Raw genomic sequence first — 22800 nt, 5'->3', positions numbered from 1 at the left:
ATACCTCTTCCTATTGCACAGCATCCGCAGCCGAGACGATTTCGGTGATTTCATTGGTAATCGCCGCTTGTCTGGCTCGGTTGTAATTGGTTTGCAGTTCGTCGATCATGTCGTGGGCATTGTCCGACGCATTTTCCATGGATACCCGTCGGGATCCTTGTTCCGAAGCCGCCGCTTCGATGAGGGCGCCGAAGATCGCCGTCTCCACATACATGGGGATCAGGTAATCCAGCACCGATTGGGGCGAGGGCTCGAATTCGATTTGCGTCCGAGGGGCGGGCGCATCGTCCTTCGCTTTTAAATCCTCGGAGGGCAAAACGGAGGAGACGCCGGCTTTGTAGCTGATGGTGGAAATAAATTTCGTGTAGACGATTCGAATGGCGTCCACTTCTTTATTTTCGTAAAGCTCCATGGCTACGGCAGCCAAGTCTCGGGCGTGGGAATAGCTTGGGTCTTCACTGAGGCCGGTGTAGGATTTCACGATGTCGTAGTTGCGACGTTCGAAATAATCCTTGGCCTTGTTGCCCACCACCAATAGCTTCGATCGACAGCCGTCGTCTTTTATGGCGCTTTCGGTAAGCCGCAGCACATTGGCATTGTAGCCGCCTGCCAGCCCCTTGTCCGAGGTAAGCACGATGTAGAGGATGGTTTCTTTTTCCCGCTTCGCCAGAAGGGGATGATCATCACCTACAATGGCCAAAATGCCTTGAATGTCGTCGACGACGGTTTGGAAGTAAGGTCTGGTTTTGGCAAGTCGAATGCGGGCGCGACGAAGCTTGGCCGTGGAGACCATCTCCATGGCCTTGGTAATTTGTAAAATACTGTTGATGCCCCGAATGCGCCGTTTAATTTCTCTCGTAGATGCCATAAAAACCTCCTATCGCGTCTGTTTAAACTCGACGAGGCTTGCTTTTATGGCGTCTTCGATGGCATCGGTCATGGTCTTTTGCTCACGCAAGTCTTTGATGAGTTCGGGATGGTGATTTTCCACATAGAGCAGGTACTCTTCTTCGAAATTCAACACATCGTCCACTTCCACATCCAAGAGGTAGCCCTTGGTGACGGCGTAGAGGATCAAGACTTGATGCTCCAGCTTCATGGGGCGGTATTGGGGTTGACGCAAAATGCGCATCATCCGTTCCCCTTGAGCCAATGTCCGTTGGGTTTCCTTGTCCAGTTCACTGCCGAATTGGGCGAAGGATGCCAGGTCTCTGTATTGGGCCAGATCCAATTTCATGGTGGAAGACACATTTTTAATGGCCTTCGTTTGGGCGGCGCCCCCGACCCGGGAGACGGAAAGGCCCGTGTTAATGGCCGGTCTCTGCCCTGCGAAGAACAGGTCCGTTTCCAGGAAGATTTGGCCGTCGGTAATGGAAATGACATTGGTTGGAATGTAGGCGGAAATGTCGCCTGCTTGGGTTTCGATAATGGGCAGAGCCGTAATGGATCCGCCGCCGCAAGCGTCGCTCATGCGGGCCGCCCGCTCCAGTAATCTGGAGTGGAGGTAGAAGACGTCGCCGGGGAATGCTTCCCGTCCCGGCGGACGACGTAAAAGAAGACTCATGGTCCGGTAGGCGACGGCGTGTTTCGACAGGTCGTCGTAGACGATGAGCACGTCTTTTCCCTGTGCCATAAATTCTTCCGCCATGGTGACTCCGGCGTAGGGGGCGATGTATTGAATCGGCGAAAGTTCCGCCGCCGTGGCCGCCACGACGATGGTGTGATCCATGGCGCCGTGTTGTTCCAATGTGTCGACGATTTGTGCCACGGTGGAGGTCTTTTGACCGATGGCCACGTAGATGCAAATCACATCGGTGTCTTTTTGGTTAATGATGGCGTCGATGGCAATGGCGGTTTTGCCCGTTTGCCTGTCGCCGATAATCAGCTCCCGTTGGCCGCGGCCGATGGGGAACAGGGCGTCGATGGCCTTGGTGCCCGTTTGCAGGGGCTCGGTGACGGATTGCCTGGTAATGACCCCGGGGGCGATTTTTTCGATGGGCATGGTTTTTTCGTAGGGGTAGTCGCCTTTGCCGTCGATGGGTGCGCCCAGGGCGTTGACCACCCGGCCCAGAAGGCCTTCGCCGACGGGCACTTGCACGACTTTACCCGTGGCCTTAACTTCGTCCCCTTCTTTAATGTCGCCGTCGCCTAATAAAACGACGCCCACATTGTTTGCTTCCAGGTTTTGGACCATGCCGTAAATGCCGCCGGGAAATTCGATAAGCTCGCCGGCCTTGGCGTTTTCCAGGCCCCAAATGCGGGCGATGCCGTCGCCGACTTCGATGACGGTGCCCACATCTTCCATGACCAAGTCTACATTATAATTTTTGATCTGCTCCCGTATGACGGCGCCGATCTCTTTTGATCTTAGATTCATGTCTCACCTCTCTATGGGTTCTTTCTCAAGCTGCGCCCTAAATCCTCAAGCTGCCTCGAGACGCTGCGGTCGATGACGCCGTCTTCGGTGATGATTTTCACACCGCCGATTAGGCTCGGATCGATTTTAACCTTCACTTCCACTTGGCCCGGGCGGTTTTTGCCGTAGGCTTTGCGAATGGCTTCCGCTTTTTCATCGGACAGGGACATGGGCGCGACGACGACGATCCGCTCGATGTTTTTGGCTTCGTAGCACAAATCTTCGTAAGCATCTAAAATGCGTACCAAGCGATTCGAGCGGCCGTGATCGGCCACGACGTAGAGCAAATTAAACAAGGGCTCGGGCAATGTGTCGCCAAACACTTTTTTAATTAACGCGTGTTTTTGTTCCGGGCGAATTTTCGGATGGGACAGGGCCATGAGGAAGGTTTCGTCTTTGTATACCTCCCGCACATCGTCCAGCTTATCCAACATATCCTCGCCGGATGCTTCCTGCACCTCATAGAGAGCGATGCTGTATTTGCTCAGGCCTTCGTCATACATGGTTCTTCTCCAAGTCTTCGATCAGGCCGTCTACCAATGCGTCTTGATTTTTTTCGTTGATATTGTCTTTTAACAGTTTTTCCGCGATCATCACGGCGAGGTCGGCGGTTTCATCGCGCACGTCTTTTAAGGCTTGGGCCTTTTCCAGGGCGATGTCTTTTTCCGCTTTATCGATGATCTTTGCCGCATGGGCCTTGGCTTCTTCCTCGGCGGATTTTTCCAAGTCGCGGCCCCGTTCTCTGGAGGCTTCGATGATTTCCGCCCCCTCTTTGCGGGCCTGTTGTAATTTATCCTTGTATTTGGCGCGAAGATCTTCCGCTTCACGCAACAGTTCCTCCGCCTCTTCGATTTCGGAGACGACGCTGTTTTGCCTTTTTGTCAGAAATTCGTTCATCGGCTCATAGACAAAGTGGCGAATGACGAGAAACAGGATAAGTGTGGCGCCCCATTGTGCCAACACATTCCATATGTCCGGCACGACAAAAATTTCCATAGGGACAACTCCTTTCGGTTCTCTGCGCCTTTAATCAGCCTAATAAGGGTTTGACGAATAATAAGATGATGGCGATGACCAGGCCGTAGATACCCGTGGTTTCCGCAACGGCTTGACCGAGAAGCATGGTTTGTACGATGTCCGCTTTCGCTTCCGGTTGACGTCCGACGGCGGCTGCCGCTTGACCTGCCGCATACCCTTGACCGACACCGGGGCCGATACCTGCAATAACTGCTAAACCGGCGCCGATGGCCGAGCAACCTAAGATGAACGCTTCACTGGTGATTTGCATAGTGTTTTCCTCCCTACACTTTTTATATGGTTACGACTGCTTTTTTGCTTTTCTCTCTGCGATTTCTTCCGGGGACGCCATGTCCGAGTTAATGTAAGTCATGGACAGCATGAGGAAGATGAAGGTTTGCAACATGCCGCTGAATACGTCGAAATAGCCGTGTAAGGGCCACGCGACGAGGGGAATAATAAATTTTGAGATCAACCCTATTCCCTGATAGACCAGACTCATAATTAACATGCCGCTTAATATGTTACCGAACAAACGGAAACTGAGTGAGATGGGATTAGCCAACTCCCCTAAAATATTAATGGGCGTTAAAATGGCGATGGGCTCGGTGTATTGCTTTAAGTAGCCTCCGATCCCCTTGGTCTTTACGGAGAAGAAGTGGATCATGGCAAAGGTAATTAAAGCGAGTGCCAAGGTGACATTGTAGTCGCTCGTCGGCGGTACAAAGCCCAAAAGCCCGGACAGATTGGCGCACACTAAGAACGCGCCCAAGGAGAGCATGTAGGGGGCAAATCCCTTGTTGTGCTCGCCCATGGTCTGCACGGTCAGACTGTTGACCGCCTCGACGAGAATCTCGACGATGTGCAGAAATCCCGTGGGTTTTTCCTTGAAGTCGGCTTTTTTTATTTTCGAGTGAATATATAAGCTGAGAATCCCGAGCACGAGCACGATGACGAAGGTCGTGAACAAGGATTCGTGGAGCCATATGGTCTTATCACCTGCGTGAAAGACGATGCCTCGTTTCAAAAGCCCCCTCCTTTCTTACTGCGAAGATAGTCGAACATGTTTCTGAAAAGTATCACGTACTTGACGGATAATAGACCGAAAAACGTCCCCACAAGGCTCAAATACTCCGCCTTGGCCGCCACCACCAGTACCGCGGCGTAAAGGGCGAAGCGAAACAGGTAGTGCATACCTGCATAGCGCGACGCCTGCGCCTCGGGTTTGTCCACGGCGCGGAGCAAGGTAAAGTACATGAGCTTAAACATAGCCATGGCAATCAGCGAGCCGAAGATCCAGCCCAAAACAGCGGGCTTCGGATCTTTCAAGGCCATAAGAAGCACCCCCGATACCACGAGGGAAAACCCCGCAGTGAGGGCGATGTATTCGTTGGTGAAACGATCTTTCATAGCTTCTTGCCTAAGCGAAGAATGTTCATGACGCCGGCGGCGATGCCCAGAAGGGTGAAAAGCAGAAGAAACAATCCGCTTCCCCCCGTTTTTTTGTCCAGCCACGCACCTGCGAGCATACAGCCTAATATAGGCAGAAGGACATTCAGCCCCACCTGTGTAATTAAAGCCAAGCCGGTGTAAGGCGACTTTTTCACGGACACCACCTCCTCTTCCTGTCTATCTCCTTATTTTATCGGATCTTCATGTCCTATTCAATCTATTTACCCTGTTTTCAGGAGTTTTTAAACGCTTATCGAAAGACGGGATGGGGCAAGGTGATGACATCATGGGTATGAATGGGCATTTTCGTATCGTTCAGGAGCCCTAAAAAAGTTATGGCATCCTCCCCGTAACGGCGACGAATTGTGTAAATGGCCCGGTCTAAATCCTCTTCTTTTTTCTTTTTTTCGCTATTTGAGAAAAAATCTAATTGCACCGCCGCCTTCCTCGGCACGAGATTCGTGGCCCTGAGGGTGACGGCGCGAATGGAACGTTTGGGATCCACCTTCTCCCAATAAAGATCGAAGGCGCTGTCTCTCAGCAAGAAAGAAGAGGCGCCGTCGGTGGGAAGCATGCGCTGAAAGGTCATGCTTCTTAAATCTTTATCCCGCAAATGAATTTCGACGCCTCGGGCCATAAGCTCCCCTTCCCTGAGCCTGCGCGCCACATTCAGGGCGAGAATCTGAAAGATCCGCCGCACCTCCACGGGGCTTTTTAAATCTTCCCGAAGGGTGATGCCGTTGCCCACGCTTTTTACGGGGAGAAGGTCGTCCCGATCCCGCACCGGATCCTCCTCCATGCCTCGGGCCTTCTTCCAAAGCTTCTCGCCGTTGATCCCCAGGCGACTTTTCAAAAGGGCCACGTCCGCCGCGGCCAAATCCCCCAAGGTGTGGATCCCCACGGCCCGCAGCTTCTCCTTCGTCTTGCGGCCGATGCCGATCATGGCGTCGGCGGGAAGGGGATAGACCTTCCGCGCCACGTCCGCCTCGCCGATGACCGTGACGGCGTCGGGCTTTTTCATGTCGCTTCCCAGCTTCGCGAAGGTCTTTGTAAAGCTCACGCCTACGGAGACCGTAATGCCCAATTCTTTTTTCATGCGCCGGCGAATGGCGTGGGCCATGGCTTCCCCTGTACCGAAGAGATGCACACTCCCCGTCACATCCAGCCAGCACTCGTCGAGGCCGAAGGGCTCCACCTGATTGGTGTAGTCGTAGTAAATGGCCCGGGCCCTTCTGGAAAAATCCAAATACACTTCGTAGTGAGGCGCCACCACGATGAGGTTCGGGCATTTGTTTTTCGCCTGCCACAGGGCCTCGCCGGTTTTGATGCCCAAAGCCTTCGCCTCCACGGACTTGGCCAGCACGATGCCGTGGCGATCTTCCACAGAGCCGCCCACCACCAGGGGCTTGCCCCGAAGGGCAGGGTTTCTCTGAATTTCAATGGAGGCATAGCAATTGTTCATGTCCGAATGTAAAATAACCCGTTTCATGGCGATCCTTTCTTGACAAAAGGCGCAATTCATTCTATGATTTACGCAATTCGATTTCCTATTTATTTCCATAATACGAAACTGTATTGCATATTTCAAGGTGCTTTTTCGCAAACACGCAATTTAATTGCGTTTATCTATTTCGAGGTGACCTATGACATTCGGAGAAAAAATTAAAACTCTGCGCAAAGCGCAAGGCATGACGCAAAAGGATTTGGCCGAGGCCCTGGGCCTTTCGTTGCGCACCATATCCAATTACGAAACCGGCGGCCTGCGCCCCCGCCACGACGCCACCTACGACGCCCTGGCTGCGCTTTTTCACGTGCCCAAGGCCCATTTCTTCACGGAAGAAGACGCCTTTATCTTAGCGGCCGAGGCCCGCTGGGGAGAAAGCGGCGCCAAAGACGCCCGGGAATTGGTGGACGGGGTTATCGGCCTTTTCGCCGGCGGCAAGCTGGACGACGAGGACAAGCAGGCGGTGTTTGAGGCCATACAGGAAGCTTATTTCCGCGCGAAGCTGGAAAGCGAAGCCCAAAAGGCGGGATCCTCCCATGACGAAGACGCATAATCGCTACCGCCACCTTTACGACGATGCCAATGGCCTGCGGGCACGCTACGGGACCGATCCCAAGGCGGCGCTGGAGGCTTTGGGCGTGGGCCTCGTGACCATGGCCACTTCCACAAAGCTTTTGGGCATGTACAAAATGGTGCTGAATAAGCCCTTCGTCTTTTACAACGACCGGGTGCCGGCGCCGATTCAGCGCATGGTCCTGGCCCACGAGCTGGGCCACCACCTGTACCACCGCCACCACGCCGAGAAGGAGGAGCTCATCGAGTACACCCTCTTTCACTTAACCGACGCCATGGAGCTTGAGGCCAATATCTTCTCCGCCCACTTCCTCTTAGAAGACGAGGCGGTTTATGCCATGGCCCGGGCGGGCTACTCCTACATGGACATGGCCCGGGCCTTTTCCGTGGACGTGAACCTTATGATCTTTAAGCTCAACGAAATGCAGCGCATGGGCTACGATCTGCCGCCGCTGGATCCGGCAGACAATCAGTTTTACAGAAAAATCGACGGCCGCAACCTTGCAGGTGATTTGTAACGGGATTAACACCCACAGAAAATCCCTTTTCCAGTACAATGGAAGAAAGAAAGAGGTGTTTTATTTGAACCGAGTTAAAAGGCAAATTTTATTTTTATGTACTTTGGCCCTGATCCTTCTCATTCCCCAAGGGGCACGGGCCGTCTCCTTAAGAGAAAACGGACGCACCACCGTCTCCCCCGGCGTCGTGCGCCGCGAGCTTTCCGCAACCATCGGCGGCAGAAACCACATCGTCGATGTGATCCAGGTGGATCTGAATAATCCCGGGGCGGATCTCGAGGTCATGGCCGGGGCGGGCAACTACACCCGCAAAGACACGGTGAGCCGCATGGCCGATCGCACCGACGCCTACGCCGGCATTAACGGCGACTTCTTCCATATGTCCAAGCAAGGCGCCCCCTTCGGCCCCTCCGTCGTCGGCGGCAAGCTTCAGTCTTCGCCTCTGGAATCCGTGGGCCTTTTCGCCTTCGGCATCGACAGCGGGAAAAACGCCTACATCGAAAGCTTTACCTTCAACGGCCGCGCCACCGCCCAAGACGGCGCCCATTACAAAATCAGCGGCTTAAACAAAACCGACTACATCATTAACCACACCCAAGTCCCCTCCCACAAAGACAGCATCCAATTGTACAACGACTTTTGGACCGCCCCCTCCCGCGGCCTGAGAGGCAGCGGCGAAGTCTTGGTCAATGGCAATTTCGTCGTGGAGCGCATCTCATTAGATAAGCCCATTCCCATGGTCACCCCCAAGGGTAAATACATTTTGCAGGTCAACGGACGAGCCAAAGACTTCATTCGAAACCACGTGAAGCCCGGGCAAAAACTCCGCTTGGATTACCGCGTGAGCCCGGACAGAAACTGGCGCTTTTTAATCGGCGGCCACGCCCTCTTAGTAAACGGCGGCCGGCCCCAACCCTACCTCATGGACGCCGCTTCCATCGACGGCTACCGGGCCAGAAGCGCCGCGGCCATTTCAAAAGACCGAAAAACCGTCTACCTCGTGGCCACGGAAGGCCGCACGAGCAAAAGCCGCGGCATGAAGCTCGATGAATGGGCAGCCACCGTCGCTGCTTTAGGCGTAGAAAAAGCCATTAACTTAGACGGCGGCGGCTCCACCACCATGGTGGCCCGAGGCCACGGGGATTTCAAAAACACAAAAATCGCCCGCCCCGAGAGAAACGGCGCCGAGCGGCGCATCGTCAACGGCATCGGCGTCATGAACAAAGCGCCGAAAACCGCCCTTTCAGCCGGCGAAATTGCAGGCCCTCGCCACTTGGTTCTGGGCGAAGTAGCCACCTACAAGCTGGGCAAAGCCTGGGACAGCAACTACCACCCCATTCATGTTGAAAACGTGGGCTACAGCTTAACGGACAGCACCTTCGGCAAAGGCGCCTGGATCTACAGCCGCTTCCTCTCGCCGAAGGTGGGCAAGACCAACATCGTCTTAACCACCACAGGCGGCGTCAACATCACCCTGCCCGTGGACATTCAAAGCCCCGGCGCATTAAAAAGCTTCACCCTCGCCGCCAAAGATAACGGCAACACCATTACCCTGGCACCGAAAGGCGTCACCAAAGCCGGCCGAAGCGTCGTCCTCGATCCCGCCCAAATCGCCTGGACCGTGGAAAGAGGCGCGGCAAAAGCGGATACGAGCAGCTGGAAAATGCCCGGCGGCGGCGTGAAAGAACCCGTCGCCATCTTCCGCCAGGAAAAAGCGGAAGGCGCCTATGTGCTCTACAAGGCAAACTTCGGCCCCAACACGGCGAGCTATGTGAAAGAATCTCCGGGATACGCGAAAGTGCGCATGACCGTGGGCAAGAAAAACTTTACCTTCGCCGGTGAAAACCGCACCATGGACACGACGCCAGTGATTCAAAAAGACCGCACCCTCGTGCCCCTGCGCTTCTTAATGGAATCCTACGGCGCCGAAGTGAGCTGGGACAATGAAAACCGCACGGCCATCGTAAACTACAAGGGCCACACCATCGGCCTACCTGCGGACAAAAACGAAGCCACCATAGACGGCAACACCGTCGCCCTGGATGTGGGTGCCACGATTCGAGATGACCGCACCCTCGTGCCCCTGCGCTTTATCGTGGAAAACATGGGCATGGAAGTGTATTACGAACATTCCGACCGCTCCATCTCCATCTTCCAAAAAATCAATTAAAGCCTTTAGAGCAAAAGGAAAGCACCCGATGACGGGTGCTTTTTTTGCGAAAGCCGCGACAGAAGAGCGCCCTTGTGATGAAGAATTTCTTCCCACGAAAAAACGCCGCTGTTAGCGACGTTTCCATCTACCCATCGTCTTCTTTTTTCTCTTTCGGTTTTGTATTGCCGAAGAGAGCTTTGAAGGCGGCTTCTTCTTTTTCTCTCACTTTTTCCAGGCGCCCTCGCTCTTTCATTAAGTCTTTCCTGCGGGCTTCTCGCCCCTCGGCATCAAGGACTCCCGCAAAAGGCGGCCCCTTTCTTATGGCGGTGATCCCATCTGCATACCGATCCCGCAGATTTTTCAGTCGGGCTTCTTCTTCCAAAAGGCTTCCGGGAAGCGAGTCTCCCTCGTCTCTTTCCGCTTCATCTGCAAGTTTCCTCAGGGCTTTTTCATCGCCTGCTCGAAAGGCATCCGCGGCTTTTTCCATAAGCCCCTCGTCACCGGCTGCGGGATTCAGATCGGGATGCAGGGCCTTTATGAGCACCATCATCAGCCCCCGCAGCGCCTCTTCCTTCGCCGCGGGCCGGGCTTTCCATGCCCGGGCTTCCGCCAGCAAGGTCTTTTTCCGACTCAGCTCCCCTTCCCATTGGCCCAATATTTCGTCCATTTGGGCTTCGGCGATTTTTCCCGCCACGGTACGTCCCGCCAAGCGCCTCTCTCTTTCCCGGGCGAGGACGAGAATGCGGCAGCGGGCTTCGAGGATGTCAATTTCCACATCGTAAGATGCCAGGCGATCCGCCATTTCAATTTCTCGCCCCACGACGTGGATAAGGTATGCTTTTGTGTAAATGGCCTCCGCCACGGATTGCCTTAAATCGTCGATGGACGCTTTTAATTCCCTCACCCGAGGCAATTCGATCATCTCTCCCACGGCGCACCCCCTTTCGCGCCCATTATAACAGGAAGGGTGCGAAGATACAAAAACGAGGCACCGGGTGGCGCCTCGCGTAAGTATTATTCGAAATCTTTCAGCCAATCCGCCATGAGGCGGAAGTAGCGTCCCTCTTCTTCAATAAAGGCCATGTGCCGCGAGTCGCGGAAGAGTTCCCAACGGGCATTGGGCAGTTCGTCGGCCATGCTCTTGGCGATGTAGGGGCTGCACAGATCCATTTGGCCGCTGGTCACCAGGGCGGGCACGGTGATTTTTCCCAATTGCCCCCGGTAGTCGTAGCGGGCCAAGGTGCCCGTGGGGCCGAATTCGTTGGCGCCCCAGGCGGTGGTATACACTTCCCCGGCGTTTTTCTTTTCCCGCTTCAAATACTCGGGGCTCTTTTCATTCACTGTGGGGCCGCAGTACAGCGCCATGAAGCGGTCCAGTGCCTTCAGGTAATCGGGATCGTCGTATTTGTCCGACGCTTCGGCCTGATTAAATATCGCCCGCTCTTTTTTGGTCATAAAGCGGTAGATGCGCCGCCACTGCTCTTCCCGCCACAGGGCGGCGGAGTGAAGGGTGGATGCCAGAATCAGGGAGAGGACGCCTTTGGGATCCCGCTCCATCATGTAGGAAATGGCAAGCATCCCGCCCCAGGATTGGCCGAGGAGGTGAATCTTCTCGAGGCCCAGATGCTCTCTTATAGCCTCCAGCTCGTCCATCCACACCTCGGCGTTGTAAAGCTCGGTGTGGCCCGGGGTGGCGGATTCGCCGCAACCGATTTGATCGTACATAATAATGGGCCGATCCAGCGCCTCAGCAATCTTGTCGAAGCCTTCGAAATAATTGTGGGTACTTCCCGGCCCGCCGTGAAGGAGGAGGAGGGGCGCCTTCTTCCCCTCGGGATTCGTGATGCGGTAATAGGTTTCGAAGCCTTTAAAGGCCATGCGCCCTTCTTTAATTGCGACCATCATCTTCCTCCTCTACAACAATGAGATCTTTTGTCACTTGATTTAAAACTTCGCAGCCCTCTTCGGTGATGAGGACCAAGTCTTCGATGCGCACGCCGATGCCTTCATCGAGCAAATAAATCCCCGGTTCCACGGAAAAGACTTGCCCCGGCTGAATCACGGCGTCGTTGGCCGAGGACACGTCGCCTACTTCGTGATCTTCCAGGCCGATGGAATGGCCGGTGCGGTGGGTGAAGTAGTCGCCGTAGCCCTTGGATGTAATGTAGTCGCGGCAGGCTTTATCCACGTCGCACATGCGGTTACCGGGCTTGGCGGCGGCGATGCCCCGCAAATTGGCCTCTTTCACGATTTCGTAGACTTCCCTCGCCTTGTCGGAGGCTTCGCCGATAAAGACCGTGCGGGTCATGTCGCTGGCGTAGTTTTTATACATGCCGCCGATGTCCAAAACCACGGAGTCGCCTCGCTTGCCCTTTGAATCGTCGGTGGCGTGGTGGGGATCGGCGCCGCCCCGGCCGTAAGCCGTAATGGGATCGAAAGACATCTCCGTCACGCCTCGCTCGGCGAAAAGCTCCCGCACTTTGGCGTCCAGCTCTTTCTCCGTAAGGCCCTTTACCACCCAGGGGATGAGCGCTTCCATGACTTCGTCGCAGATTTTTGAGGATTCACGCATAATCTCTTGTTCTTTTTCGTCTTTAATTCGGCGCACGTCGTCGACGAGAAGGGAGCCGTTCACGTAGCGCTTCTCGGGGAAAATTTCCTGAAGGCGCAAAAGGAAGTGGCTGGGCCAATTCTTGTCGATGCCGACGGTGTCGCCCTCTTCCATGGCTTCGGCGAGAATCGCCACGCCGTCGTCCACATCGTTGTACCAAATTAAATCCACGCCCACGTCTCCCTCTTGGGGAAAGAGTTCGTTGATCACGAGCTTCGCCCCGCCTTTTGCGTGGAGGTAGAGGACGAGCATGCGCTCGCCGGGGACGATTTTTCGCCCGAGGAGGTAGAAAATGGCCACGGGATCGGAAATAAGCAGGTGGTCCATGCCGCGGGCTTTCATGCCCTCTGTGATTCGCCGGATCCGTTCTTGATTCATAAAAGGCTCCTTTCAGTTTAATTGATTGTCATCCTCCACCAATCGGTTCAGCTTCGGACTGAATGCCAAGAGGAGGAGGCCGCCAAAGGTTATAATGGCGGCGATGATAAAGTAGGTTTTTGCAAAGGGAAATTGCAAGGTAAATTCGTAGAGGTAGCCGTAGGTTTTCGCGGAGATAAAGATGGCGAAGACCCACACGCTCATTAAGGTGGAGAGGAGGCGGGCCGGAGCGTATTTAGAAATAAAGGCATTGCCCAGTGGCGCAAAGACCATTTCACCGAGAGACAAGATAATGCCAAAGGCCACGATCCACAGAAGGCCCGCTTGATTTTCCCCTCGTGCCACGTCGGCCACGGCGAAGATTCCGTAAGCTGCGCCTAAAAGGAGCAAACCGAAGGCGGTTTTCTGAAACATGTTGAAGTCGCCTTTTTCGCTACGCGCCCGCTTCGCCCAGTACATGCCGAGAGCCGGCCCCATGAGAATGCAGCACAGGGAGTTCAGGGCGTCAAACCAGGAGGAGGGAATGGTGAAGCTGCCCACCATCCAATTGGCGGCGGGATTCTCTCCTGCCCAGTGGAAGTACACGGGCAAATAGGCCAGGTGCCAAAACACCCGAAACAGGATGGAAAAGAAGGAGACGAGGACGATGGCCCCCACCCGCTTCTTTTCCGCGGGGGCGAGGGGCGCCTTGCTCTTTTCTTCTTTTTCTTTTTTCTCGTCGTATTTAAAGGGCTTCTTTCCCGTGTCCCCGAGGAAGTTTCCCCCGAGGACAAAGATAAGCGCCGCCGCAAACAAGACCAGGGCGCAGACCAAAAAGCCGAAGGCGTAGCCCCTGCCCATGACCAAGACGCCGATCATGGCCGTGCCTAAAAAGGAGCCGATGTTGGCGATGGCGTATTGGGTGGAAAAGGCTTTGTCCAGAAGCTTTTCGTCTTTAAAAAGCCGGCCGGTAACGGCGTGAATTTGGGATTTAAAGAGGCCGTTTCCCAAAGACACCACGAGGATCATCCCGTTAATCATGGCAATGGAGTCGGCCTTGTAGCCGAGAAGATACCCCGCTCCCATAACCGCCATGCCCACGGGAATCAAGTACCTGGCGCCGATAAAGCGATCGGAGAGGATGGAGCCGATAAGGGGCGTGATGTAAGTCATGGCCACTAAATTGGCGCTGACTTTCGCCGCATCGGCCTTTCCCATGCCCAGGCCCCCTTTCGCCACGGCGGCGGCCACCATAATGGTCATAAGCCACTTCACGGCGTAAAAGGCGAAGCGCTCCACGGCCAGTGTGGCGGAAGCCAAATAAAAGCCCCCGCCCATGGCGGTATTTTTGTCCCTTATTAAATTGCTCTCGTGTATTTCTTCAGCCATCGGGCCTCCTCGTCGGTTAAGTGGGGGGAAATGGTGTCGTAAACCCGGCGGTTGTACGCGTTCAAGTAGGCGATTTCTTTTTCATCCAAGAGGGAGAAATCCACGGCGTCCAAATCGTAGGGAACCAGGGTAATGGGCTCGAAGCAGAGCCATTTGCCGTATTCGTTTTCGCCGTCTTCTTTAACCACCATGCAGTTTTCCGTGCGAATGCCGTGTTTGCCGGCGATGTAGAGGCCGGGCTCGTCGGTAATAATCATGCCGGACTCGATTTGATGGTGCTCGTTTTTCGCCACATTTACCCGGTGGCGAATGCCCGCCGGGCCTTCGTGCACGTTTAAGAGCTGGCCGATGCCGTGGCCCGTGCCGTGATTAAAGTTCAGATGGGCGTCCCAGAAGGGCTTTCTCGCCGCGTAGTCCAGGGAGTAGCCGCAGGCGCCGTAAGGGAATTTCGCCATGGCCAGGGCCAAATGGCTCTTTAAGACCAGGGTGAAGTGGTACACTTCTTCTTCCGTTAATTCGCCGAGGGCGATGGTGCGGGTAATGTCCGTGGAGCCTTCGGCGAAATTGCTCCCCGTGTCGGAAAGGTAGAGTCCCTTTGGCTCCAGGGGAATGTCGCTCTCTTCCGTGGCGGCGTAGTGGACGATGGCGGCGTGTTTGCCGTAGCCGCTGATCGGGGCGAAGGAGGGCCACATATAGCCTTCCTGTTCCTTGCGGAAGGATTCCAGTTTATCCGAGGCGCCGATTTCGGTGATCTCTTCCTTGCCGATGGCATGCTTCAGCCAATACATAAACTTCACCCAGGCGATGCCGTCTTTCACGTGGGCGATGGCCATGTTCTTTACTTCCACGGGGTTTTTCATGGCCTTCATAAGGATGGAGGGATTGGCCCCTTCCACCAAGGTGTTGTCCGCGGGAATGCTTTCGTAGAGGGCGTAGTTCATCTTCGTGGGATCCAAAAGAATGGTCTTTCCCGACAATGCCTTCACGTCGTCGTAAATGCTGTTGTAGGGCCGAAGGCGCACGTTCAATTCCTTTAATTCGGCCTTGATTTCATCGCTCAATTTGTTTTCGTCGATAAAAAGCACCATCTCATCCATGGTAATCAGCCCGTAGCAGAGAAGGATCGGCGAGTATTTAATGTCGTCGCCCCGCAGATTCAGCGTCCAGCACACGTCGTCTAAAGAGGCGACGATGTGGGTGTCTGCGCCTTTTTGCTTCATGGCTTCCCGAATACGGGAAAGCTTCGATGCGGCGCTCTCCCCGGTAATGGATTCATCTAATTTAAAGGCGGGCTTGTTCGAAAGGGCCGGGCGATCGGGCCAAATTTCTCCCACGAGATCCATGTTGTAGGTAATGGAGGAGGATTTTTTTTCGCAAATGGCCTCGTAATCGGCGCCGTCGGCCACGGAAATGGTGCGTCCGTCGAAGCCCAGGGTGCCTCCGACCGGCAGCTTGTCTTCAATATATTCTTTAATCGCGGGGACCTTAGGCTCGCCCATTTTCATAAGGCGAATGCCGCTGCCCTTTAATTGTGCCTCCCCTTGGAGGAAGTAGCGGCCGTCGGTCCAGAGGCACACCTCATCCGCCGTAGCCACCAAGGTGCCGGCGCTTCCCGTAAAGCCGGACACATAGGCCCGTGCCTTAAAGTATTCGCCCACGTATTCACTTTGGTGAAAATCTTCCGAGGGCACGATGTACAAATCTATATCTCTCTCCCGCATAAGGGAAAGTAATTCTTCTACTTGTTTTCTCAACGCTGTCTCCTTTCATACACCTTTCTATAATAGACATATTATATAGCTTGCCCCATGCCTTGTAAATGAACGGGCGACGGCTACAGAAAGGGGCGATTTCTCATTTTCCGCACAAAAAAACGCGGATTGCTCCGCGTTCTTTTTCATCAGGGCTTATTAAACACTACCACCGGCCGGCTTTGGGCCTCATGCAAGGTGCAGGGCGTGGTGTAAAGGGCTTCGATCATGGCCGGGGTCACATGTTCCGGGGCTTCGTCGAAGAGCAGCTTCCCTTCTTTTAAAGCCACGATGCGGTCCCCGTAGGCCAGAGCCAGATTGATGTCGTGTAGAGCTGCCACCACGGTGTGTTTTCTATCCTGCACCATACTGAGCAGCTTCAGCTGGTAGTAAATGTCCAAATGATTGGTGGCTTCGTCGAGAAGCAGGTGGTCGGTCTCCTGCACCAGCGCCCGTGCCAGCACGGCCCGCTGCCTTTCGCCTCCGGAGAGGGCGCGAAGGGAGCGCATGGCGTAGTTTTCCATGCCCACGGAGGCGAGGGCCTCCATTGCCATGGCGCGGTCATCCTCCGTGTCCCGTTCAAGCAAACCCTTGTAGGGCGTGCGGCCCATAAGCACCATGTCCATGACCGTCATGTCGAAGGCCATGTCGTTAAACTGACCCACGACGGCCAGCCGCTTGGCGTAGTCTTTTCTGCTCATGGCCCGAGCTTCGATGTCGTCGAGAAAAATCTTCCCCTCGTAGGGCAAAATACGAGCCATGGCTTTTAAGAAACTGCTCTTCCCGGAGCCGTTGGGCCCGATTAAGGCCACGAGCTCCTTGTCGTGAATGGTGAGGGAAAAATCCCGAAGCACCTGCTTTTTTCCATAGGCGACGGAAAGGTGTTCCACGCGTATCACGAGTGCACCTCCCGAGAATTTTTCACGATTAAATAGACGAAAAAGGGCGCCCCCACCACGGACACCACGACACCGGTGGGCAGTTCCCCGGCGGGCAGGGCGTTTCTCGCCGCCACATCCGCCCAAAGGAGGAGGCTCGCCCCCAAAAGAATCACGCCGGGGATGAGGTGGCGATGGTTGGTGCCCAAGAGAAAGCGGGCCATGTGGGGCACGATAAGGCCCACGAAGCCGATGGTGCCCGAGGTGTAGACCACGAGGCCCACGAGAAGGGACACCGCCACAATGTAGGCGCTCCGGAGCTTGGCCAGATCCTTGCCCAGTGTGTAGGCCACTTCATCGCCTAAGAGCAGCAGATTTAAATTGCGGCTTTGGGTGGCGAGAAAAATGCATAGGGCGAGGATCACCGGCCCGATAAAGGCGATTTGATTCATCTTCGCGCCGGACAAGGAGCCCATGAGCCAGAAATTCACTTCCCGAATGGCGTCGCGGTTTTTCGCCGTGTAGACCAAAAGGGTGGCGACGCTGGATGCGGCGGCGGAAAGGGCCAGGCCCGAGAGAATGAGCCGCTCCGAGGTGGCCCGCCCGCCGATGCGGGAAAGAATCATGACGCCCACGGAGGTTAAGAGGGCGAAGATAAAGGCGCTGATACCAACGGCCACATTGCCCAAGGCGCCCATAAGGCCGAGGACGATGGCCAAGGTGGCGCCTAAAGATGCCCCGGAGGATATACCCAGAATGTAGGGATCGGCGATGGGGTTTCCCACCACCGCCTGCATGATGAGCCCGGAGACGGCGAGAGCCACGCCGGTTAAGATGGCGAGGAGCACCCGGGGCAGGCGAATGTCCATGACGATGGCATAGGCCACGTCGTCGCCGCCCTTGCCGAAAAGGCCGCGGCTTAAGGCGTGGAGAATCTCCCCGAGACTTAGATCCGCATAGCCCAGGTACAGCCCGCCGATCACCGACGCGACGAATAAAAGCGTAAGCCCCGCGAAAATCACCGAGCGCTTCATGATTCGGGATAGAGGCCCTTAATCATGGTGTCGATGCCGTCGGCGGTGCGTACGCCGGAGGCGTAAACTTCCGATAAGCTGACGGGATAAACCCGATTGTTTTTAATGGCGGAAAGGCCTTTTAATGCGGGCAGGGATTTAAAGCGATCCAATTCCTTATCTTTAACCTTGTCTTCGCCGAAGTAGACGACGAAAATCACGTCGGGATCTTTGGTCAGCAGGGCTTCGGAGCCGAAGCGATCTTCGTCCATAACCAGCTTCGCGCCGGCTTTTTCGGCGATTTCGCCGCCCACGGTTTTCGCGCCGTAGTTTCTGAAGAGATTGTCGTCTTCGATTTCAAGAATCGCCGCCTTCACCGGTTCCTTACCTTCACGAAGTTGTTCCGTTTCGGCCAGGCGATCCTTCATGGACTGTACGATGGCTTGGGCTTCTTTTTGTTTATTGAAAATCTTTCCTAAATTTAAAATATCTTCGTATTCATTTTCCAGGCTGTCCACCTTCACGGCGCCGCTGTTTTTCAGAATATAGGTGTTCACACCTTTATCCTGCCAGTCTTTTACATTGCCCAGGGTTTTGTCCCCGAAATAAGACGACCAGGAAATAATGAAATCCGGCTTGGCGGCGAGGACCGCTTCCTTCGACGGCGCGTCTTTTACATAGTCCACCTTGCTGAAGGCGTCTTTGTACTCGTCCTTGACGTCGATGTCCAATTGAGCGGCGAGAACCATTTTGTCCCCGAGGCCCAAGGCCAGCATGTTTTCAATGGCCGATTGATACACGGCCACAACCCGTTCCGGTTCCTTTTCAAAGGTTTCCTCGACAGGATTGCCCTGGGCATCCACCGTCTCGATGGTTACCGGATAATAAGCATCCTTTGTTTCCGCCGCGGCGTTCGTATTGGCCGCAGCCTGATTGTTTTCATTCTTGGCGACATTCTCTCCCCCGCCGCAGGCGGTTAAAAGGAGCAACGACGCGAGCAACAAGACGTTCAGAATCTTTTTCATAAAGACCTCCTATCTTGTATGGACAACTCCATACCTCGTGAAGAAATTTTTTCCATAGGCAGGTATCCTGACTTCTGACCTCAGGCGACGTTCCATCCTTCCCGTTAAGTGAATGGGCGTCTCGGCCGTTACAGTGGCGGGACCGCGTGCCGCAAGCAACTTCCCTTTTAATCCGAAGAACCTATGTCCCTATTATACCTGGGGAAGGACGAAAAAGCAGGAAAGAATGCAAGGAATTTTAAGGAATAAAAAATCCCAAGACGGGCTTGGGATGGTGGTTTTGGAATTAAACAGATAGCTTATTTGTTTTCGCCGGGATTAAAATTACGCCATGAGGATGACCTATGCTCTTTCACTGTCGCAAATCCGCGCCTTTACGCGGCCGAAGACCTCATCGGCGTCGTAGCGAAGCGCCGTCTCCTTCGCCATGCGATCCGCCTCATCCAATTTCGTTTCTACATCTTCAGAGAGCGCCGCATTATGGGCCATGCTCGGTACGCTACCGTAACCACTTTCCGTTAAGTAATCGAGATGTGTCGTAACCATAGCAAATCCTCCTTGAGTCATTTTATCCTTATTTGTTCATCGGATCAATAATATGCTTCCTCCCCTAAATATTCAGTGCCACGCGGAGAAGGCCCAAGATCAGAATGTGCACCGGATAAAAGGCGTAGTTGAGCCACTTATACTGCTTGCCCCGCTGACCGTTGTAGGTGAGGGTGGCAACAAAGCCCAGGACGGAATAAAGCTCTTTTATAATGGAGAGATAACCCAGGGCCGCGCCGTAGATGGGCTTTTCGTAAAAGAGATAGAACAAATAGGCCACGATAATGGCGTGGTAATCGTAATCCAGGCTGAAGAACATGGCCACAGCACACATAGCCGCCACCACGACGATGGATGCCCCGTACCAAAGGGCCGCGGACTTTTTCGACAGCCGCCCCTTGAGCTCATCCACGATCCAAATAGTGACGAGAGACAGGGCGAGAGTGAACATCATATTGTTCCAGTTGTTATTGAAAAGCTCCCGGGAGGTAAAGAGATCGAAGGGCACTTCCGATACGACGGCAAAGAGCAAGAGATTGATTAGGTATTTTTTTCGGGAGCGAGTCTTGAAAAAGCCCTCCACGAGAAAAAACATAAAGAGCGGAAAGGCGATTCGCCCCAAAATGCTCAAAAGATTGCTTACATGGAGCAAAGGCCCCTTTCCGTCTAAATAAGGCGTAATCAGCGCGTTGTTGACGTGGTCCAACAGCATGGACAAAAAGGCGATGTATTTTAATTGGGCGCCGTTTAATACCCGCCAAGACGTCGGCGGCCGGCCCGTTTTTATCATTTCCATAAAAATCCTCCTTTATTAGAATTTCAGAAGGCTTTATTTTACCCTACCGATTGAAATCTGTCCATCTTTTTCGTCGATACAATGGCCGATTATAGAGAAAAACCCGAGATCCTCCTCGGGTTTTTCTTTCTTTACAACTATTGACGGCGCAAGATTTCGGGGATTTGGCCGTTGCCTTTGTTTTTATCCGTGTTGTAGCGGACGAATTCTTTGTTGAAGCGGCGGCCGATTTCGCGGTTCATTTCCCTGCAGTCGCCGACAAAGATGCCGTTTTTCAGCGTGGCGTGGACGTAGATATCCCGTCCGTTGTTTTTGCCCATGTACAGGCCCACGTGGTTGTAGCCTAAATAGAAGTTCGGGCTGTAGTTAAAGATAATGTCGCCGGGCCATGCGTTGGCAAAGTTGGCCGGATAGCGCATGCCGCCGAATTTGTAGGCGGCTTCGTATTGCACGCGGGGCAGTTCGTAGCCTCTGTGCAGTTTAATGTTGGTGTCGTTGGGGCCCGGGATGTGGATGCCGAAGGCCTTGTGGGCGGCGTAGGTGAGGCCGACGCAGTAGACGCCTTTGCCGCTGTCAAATTCAAAGCCGTACCAGCGGAAGGGTTGGCCTTCGAAGGCGGCGGCGTAGTTAGCGATTTCCTGTCCTCTGAAGCGAAGTTCCTGATTGGGGCCGGTGAGCCAGCCGTTTTCCAGTTCTTTCGCCGAGGGGCCTGCCCAGTAAACTTTGCGTCCGTGTTGGCCGCCGGGGCGCTTGCCGATCTTGAGCTTGCCGTCTTGGCCGAACCAGTACACCCCTTCGCCGGTGGAGAACATACCGTTTTTGTACATGCGGTAGTTGGCCGGGGAGAAGTAGTAGAGTCCGTCGCCCACTTGTTTCCAGCCGCGAACTTTTCCTTTTTCACGGTCGATGTAGTAGGTTTTGTTGTCTCTGCGGATAAAGCCCGAGGTGAGGGCGTCGTCCGGGCCGAGCAGGTAGGCTTGATCGCCGATGGTAACGTAGCCGTCTTTAAAGGCGTTGCGACTGAAGCGGGCGCCGGTTTTTGCATTGACGATGTAGAATTTTCCGTCTTCCTGTACCACTTTGCCCACAAGGTCCGCTGCCGGTTGCGGTTGGGGTGCCGGTTGCGGCGCAGGTTGAGGCGTGGGTTGGGGCTCCGGTTTTTCCACCGGTGCCGGCACTTGGCCCGTGGCCCGCAGGATCAGCGCCATGGCTTCGGCGCGGGTCAGCTTGCCTTGGGGCTTAAAGGCGTTGTCTTCGTAGCCGGTAATGATTTTGCCGTCGGTTAATTGGCCGACGGCCCAGGCGTAGCGCGGCGTCACATTCGCCTTGTCTCTATAGCTCAGGGCGTCGGCGCTGTTGTATCTTTCCGTCAGCGTGGCAGCAAAATTGTGGATGGTCTCTACATTTTCTTTCGTCAGACCGGATCGTGCGCCCATATTTTTGAGCATGGTACCCATATTGAGCACGGCCGCCGCTTCTTCGCGGGTAATGGGGTCGTTAGGGCGCAGGTTCGGTCCTAAAAAGACCAAATCCAAGAGCTGCGCTTCTTCCGCTTGGCGGATCGTCGTATCGGCCCAAGCTGCCTGATTTAAATCACCGTAGGCCGATTGTGCTTTCGCGCCTACTTTTTCCAGGCCCGCCATGCGGTGAACCATGGCGATGTATTCCGCCCGGGTCACCGATTGATTCGGGCGCATGGTGCCGTCGTCGTAGCCTTTGATCCACCCGAGATCCGCGGCTTTGATCATGGTTCCTTCCGACCAGTGGCCGGCAAGATCCGGGTAGCTTGCGCCGAATACGCTGAAGCCCGTAGCCAGGGTCATAACCAGGGACAAAAGCAGCACCGTCCATTGTCTCTTCATCTGTCTTTTCATTACTACCTCCTTTTTATTTATATAAATGAATTATACCATCTTTAATTGAAATATGTTCTTATTTATGTAAATTCATCTTCAAATCTTTTTTTGCGGCTCTTTACCGTCTTCCCACGAAAAAAGCCAAGGCCCGAAAGAGGCATTGGCTTTCAATGGATTTATTTTTTCAGAAAGGGCAGATTTTTCGCCCAGGTGCCGTTAAAGATCATGTGGAAGGCATTGCCGCGATTGGCGGCGTTCAAGGGATCCTGATCCTTCAGGGGCTTTTCTTCCCCTTCATTGGCCTTGGGCTTTTCTTCGTTGGCCTTCGGCATTTCTGCGGGCGGTTGCTCTTTCACTTTGGCATTGTAGACCATGACGAAGACATCGCCTCGGGTGGCGGATTTGTTGGGATCCAATTCACCGATGCCTGCACCGGGGCCCACGATGTTCATCTCTCGCGCCCAATTGATCCAGCTTGCGGGCCAATCGGCCTTGGCTGCGTCGGCGAGGGTGAGGTCGGCTTTGGAACCTGCCACGAGAATTTTCATCATTTCGGCATTGGTAATGTGTTTTTCCGGGCGGAAGGTACCGTCGGGGTAGCCGATAATGGCGCTGACGCCGCCGGGATTTTTCATTTGGCTCGCCACGCGAATAAAGCCGTTGGCCCAGTGGCTTGTGGGGACGTCTTTAAAAATTGCGGCTTTTTCGGCGGCTTCAGCTTGTTTGCCGTCGATTTTTACGAGCAATGTGGCGATTTCCGACCGCTTAATGGGCGCATCCAGGCCCAAAGTGCCGTCGGGATAGCCGGTCACCACGCCGGCTTTTTGTAAGTAGGCGATTTTTTCGTCCCGACTTGCGGCAAAGGCACCGCGGGCAGGCAAAATCAGCCCCGTGGCGAGAAAAAGGACCGCCAACAATCGACAAATTCGTTTCATCATATCCTCCA

24 protein-coding genes and 1 riboswitch are annotated in these 22800 nt (G+C 54.4%); of the genes, 3 read left to right on the top strand and 21 right to left on the bottom strand.

Annotation, left to right across the window (positions count from 1 at the left end; genetic code table 11):
• Positions 1–10: 10 nt before the first annotated feature.
• From atpG to KO087_RS07490, 9 genes are all read right to left on the bottom strand, one after another.
• Entirely contained in the window at positions 11–868 is an 858-nt protein-coding gene (gene atpG / locus KO087_RS07530) for an ATP synthase F1 subunit gamma (RefSeq protein ID WP_215508661.1), read from the bottom strand.
• Between the two features lie 9 nt (positions 869–877).
• A complete protein-coding gene (gene atpA, locus KO087_RS07525) occupies positions 878–2377 on the bottom strand; it encodes a F0F1 ATP synthase subunit alpha (RefSeq protein WP_215508660.1) in 1500 nt (499 codons plus the stop codon).
• An 11-nt stretch (positions 2378–2388) separates the two neighbouring features.
• Positions 2389–2919, bottom strand: coding sequence for an ATP synthase F1 subunit delta (atpH, locus tag KO087_RS07520; RefSeq protein WP_215508659.1), 531 nt, complete (start codon positions 2917–2919; stop codon positions 2389–2391).
• The gene (atpF, locus tag KO087_RS07515; protein ID WP_215508658.1) at positions 2912–3412 is read right to left on the bottom strand and encodes a F0F1 ATP synthase subunit B; all 501 of its coding nucleotides are present in this window, start codon (positions 3410–3412) and stop codon (positions 2912–2914) included. The genes atpH and atpF overlap by 8 nt, the downstream gene beginning before the upstream one ends.
• Positions 3413–3446: 34 nt before the next feature.
• Positions 3447–3704, bottom strand: a complete 258-nt coding sequence (atpE, locus tag KO087_RS07510) for an ATP synthase F0 subunit C (RefSeq protein ID WP_108831996.1) — start codon at positions 3702–3704, stop codon at positions 3447–3449.
• 30 nt (positions 3705–3734) lie between these two features.
• Positions 3735–4460 (bottom strand): F0F1 ATP synthase subunit A, encoded by a 726-nt coding sequence (atpB, locus tag KO087_RS07505; protein ID WP_215508657.1) that lies wholly within the window; start codon positions 4458–4460, stop codon positions 3735–3737.
• Entirely contained in the window at positions 4457–4843 is a 387-nt protein-coding gene (locus KO087_RS07500; RefSeq protein WP_215508656.1) for an ATP synthase subunit I, read from the bottom strand. The genes atpB and KO087_RS07500 overlap by 4 nt, the downstream gene beginning before the upstream one ends.
• Positions 4840–5040, bottom strand: a complete 201-nt coding sequence (locus tag KO087_RS07495) for an AtpZ/AtpI family protein (RefSeq protein ID WP_251374965.1) — start codon at positions 5038–5040, stop codon at positions 4840–4842. Before KO087_RS07495 ends, KO087_RS07500 begins: the two co-directional genes overlap by 4 nt.
• Before the next feature lie 95 nt (positions 5041–5135).
• Positions 5136–6374 carry a DNA polymerase Y family protein gene (locus KO087_RS07490; RefSeq protein WP_215508655.1) on the bottom strand — a complete coding sequence of 413 codons (1239 nt, stop codon included), beginning with the start codon at positions 6372–6374 and terminating at the stop codon, positions 5136–5138.
• Positions 6375–6528: 154 nt separating this feature from the next.
• Between KO087_RS07490 and KO087_RS07485 the strand changes: the two genes are divergently transcribed.
• From KO087_RS07485 to KO087_RS07475, 3 genes are all read left to right on the top strand, one after another.
• Positions 6529–6942 carry a helix-turn-helix domain-containing protein gene (locus KO087_RS07485; RefSeq protein WP_215508654.1) on the top strand — a complete coding sequence of 138 codons (414 nt, stop codon included), beginning with the start codon at positions 6529–6531 and terminating at the stop codon, positions 6940–6942.
• Positions 6926–7480, top strand: a complete 555-nt coding sequence (locus KO087_RS07480) for an ImmA/IrrE family metallo-endopeptidase (protein WP_215508653.1) — start codon at positions 6926–6928, stop codon at positions 7478–7480. Before KO087_RS07485 ends, KO087_RS07480 begins: the two co-directional genes overlap by 17 nt.
• A gap of 64 nt (positions 7481–7544) precedes the next feature.
• Complete coding sequence (locus tag KO087_RS07475; RefSeq protein WP_215508652.1) at positions 7545–9650, top strand: stalk domain-containing protein; 2106 nt, start codon at positions 7545–7547, stop codon at positions 9648–9650.
• A gap of 127 nt (positions 9651–9777) precedes the next feature.
• On the opposite strand, the gene KO087_RS07470 is transcribed toward KO087_RS07475, so the two are convergent.
• The 12 genes from KO087_RS07470 to KO087_RS07415 form a co-directional block, all read right to left on the bottom strand.
• Positions 9778–10563: a hypothetical protein gene (locus KO087_RS07470; RefSeq protein ID WP_215508651.1), complete on the bottom strand. Its 786-nt coding sequence runs from the start codon at positions 10561–10563 to the stop codon at positions 9778–9780.
• 83 nt (positions 10564–10646) lie between these two features.
• Positions 10647–11537: a proline iminopeptidase gene (gene pepI, locus KO087_RS07465; protein ID WP_251374964.1), complete on the bottom strand. Its 891-nt coding sequence runs from the start codon at positions 11535–11537 to the stop codon at positions 10647–10649.
• Positions 11521–12621: a M24 family metallopeptidase gene (locus tag KO087_RS07460; RefSeq protein ID WP_215508650.1), complete on the bottom strand. Its 1101-nt coding sequence runs from the start codon at positions 12619–12621 to the stop codon at positions 11521–11523. The genes pepI and KO087_RS07460 overlap by 17 nt, the downstream gene beginning before the upstream one ends.
• 12 nt (positions 12622–12633) lie before the next feature.
• A complete protein-coding gene (locus tag KO087_RS07455) occupies positions 12634–13989 on the bottom strand; it encodes a peptide MFS transporter (protein WP_215508649.1) in 1356 nt (451 codons plus the stop codon).
• A complete protein-coding gene (locus tag KO087_RS07450; protein WP_215508648.1) occupies positions 13959–15743 on the bottom strand; it encodes an aminopeptidase P family protein in 1785 nt (594 codons plus the stop codon). The genes KO087_RS07455 and KO087_RS07450 overlap by 31 nt, the downstream gene beginning before the upstream one ends.
• 146 nt (positions 15744–15889) lie before the next feature.
• The gene (locus KO087_RS07445; RefSeq protein WP_215508647.1) at positions 15890–16639 is read right to left on the bottom strand and encodes an ABC transporter ATP-binding protein; all 750 of its coding nucleotides are present in this window, start codon (positions 16637–16639) and stop codon (positions 15890–15892) included.
• A complete protein-coding gene (locus KO087_RS07440; protein ID WP_215508646.1) occupies positions 16636–17652 on the bottom strand; it encodes a FecCD family ABC transporter permease in 1017 nt (338 codons plus the stop codon). The genes KO087_RS07445 and KO087_RS07440 overlap by 4 nt, the downstream gene beginning before the upstream one ends.
• Positions 17649–18656: an ABC transporter substrate-binding protein gene (locus KO087_RS07435; protein WP_215508645.1), complete on the bottom strand. Its 1008-nt coding sequence runs from the start codon at positions 18654–18656 to the stop codon at positions 17649–17651. Before KO087_RS07435 ends, KO087_RS07440 begins: the two co-directional genes overlap by 4 nt.
• Positions 18657–18696: 40 nt before the next feature.
• Positions 18697–18856, bottom strand: a riboswitch (cobalamin riboswitch).
• A 142-nt stretch (positions 18857–18998) separates the two neighbouring features.
• Positions 18999–19202, bottom strand: coding sequence for a hypothetical protein (locus KO087_RS07430; RefSeq protein WP_215508644.1), 204 nt, complete (start codon positions 19200–19202; stop codon positions 18999–19001).
• Between the two features lie 64 nt (positions 19203–19266).
• Positions 19267–19998 carry a TraX family protein gene (locus KO087_RS07425; RefSeq protein WP_215508643.1) on the bottom strand — a complete coding sequence of 244 codons (732 nt, stop codon included), beginning with the start codon at positions 19996–19998 and terminating at the stop codon, positions 19267–19269.
• 137 nt (positions 19999–20135) lie between these two features.
• Entirely contained in the window at positions 20136–21872 is a 1737-nt protein-coding gene (locus tag KO087_RS07420; RefSeq protein ID WP_215508642.1) for an S-layer homology domain-containing protein, read from the bottom strand.
• Between the two features lie 158 nt (positions 21873–22030).
• Positions 22031–22789 carry an S-layer homology domain-containing protein gene (locus KO087_RS07415; RefSeq protein WP_215508641.1) on the bottom strand — a complete coding sequence of 253 codons (759 nt, stop codon included), beginning with the start codon at positions 22787–22789 and terminating at the stop codon, positions 22031–22033.
• Positions 22790–22800 lie beyond the last annotated feature (11 nt).

Source organism: Peptoniphilus rachelemmaiella, assembly GCF_943169845.1.
Classification (GTDB): Bacteria; Bacillota; Clostridia; order Tissierellales; family Peptoniphilaceae; genus Aedoeadaptatus; species Aedoeadaptatus rachelemmaiella.
The sequence above is the reverse complement of the archived record's forward strand: the minus strand, read 5'-3'. Positions and strand labels throughout refer to the sequence as shown.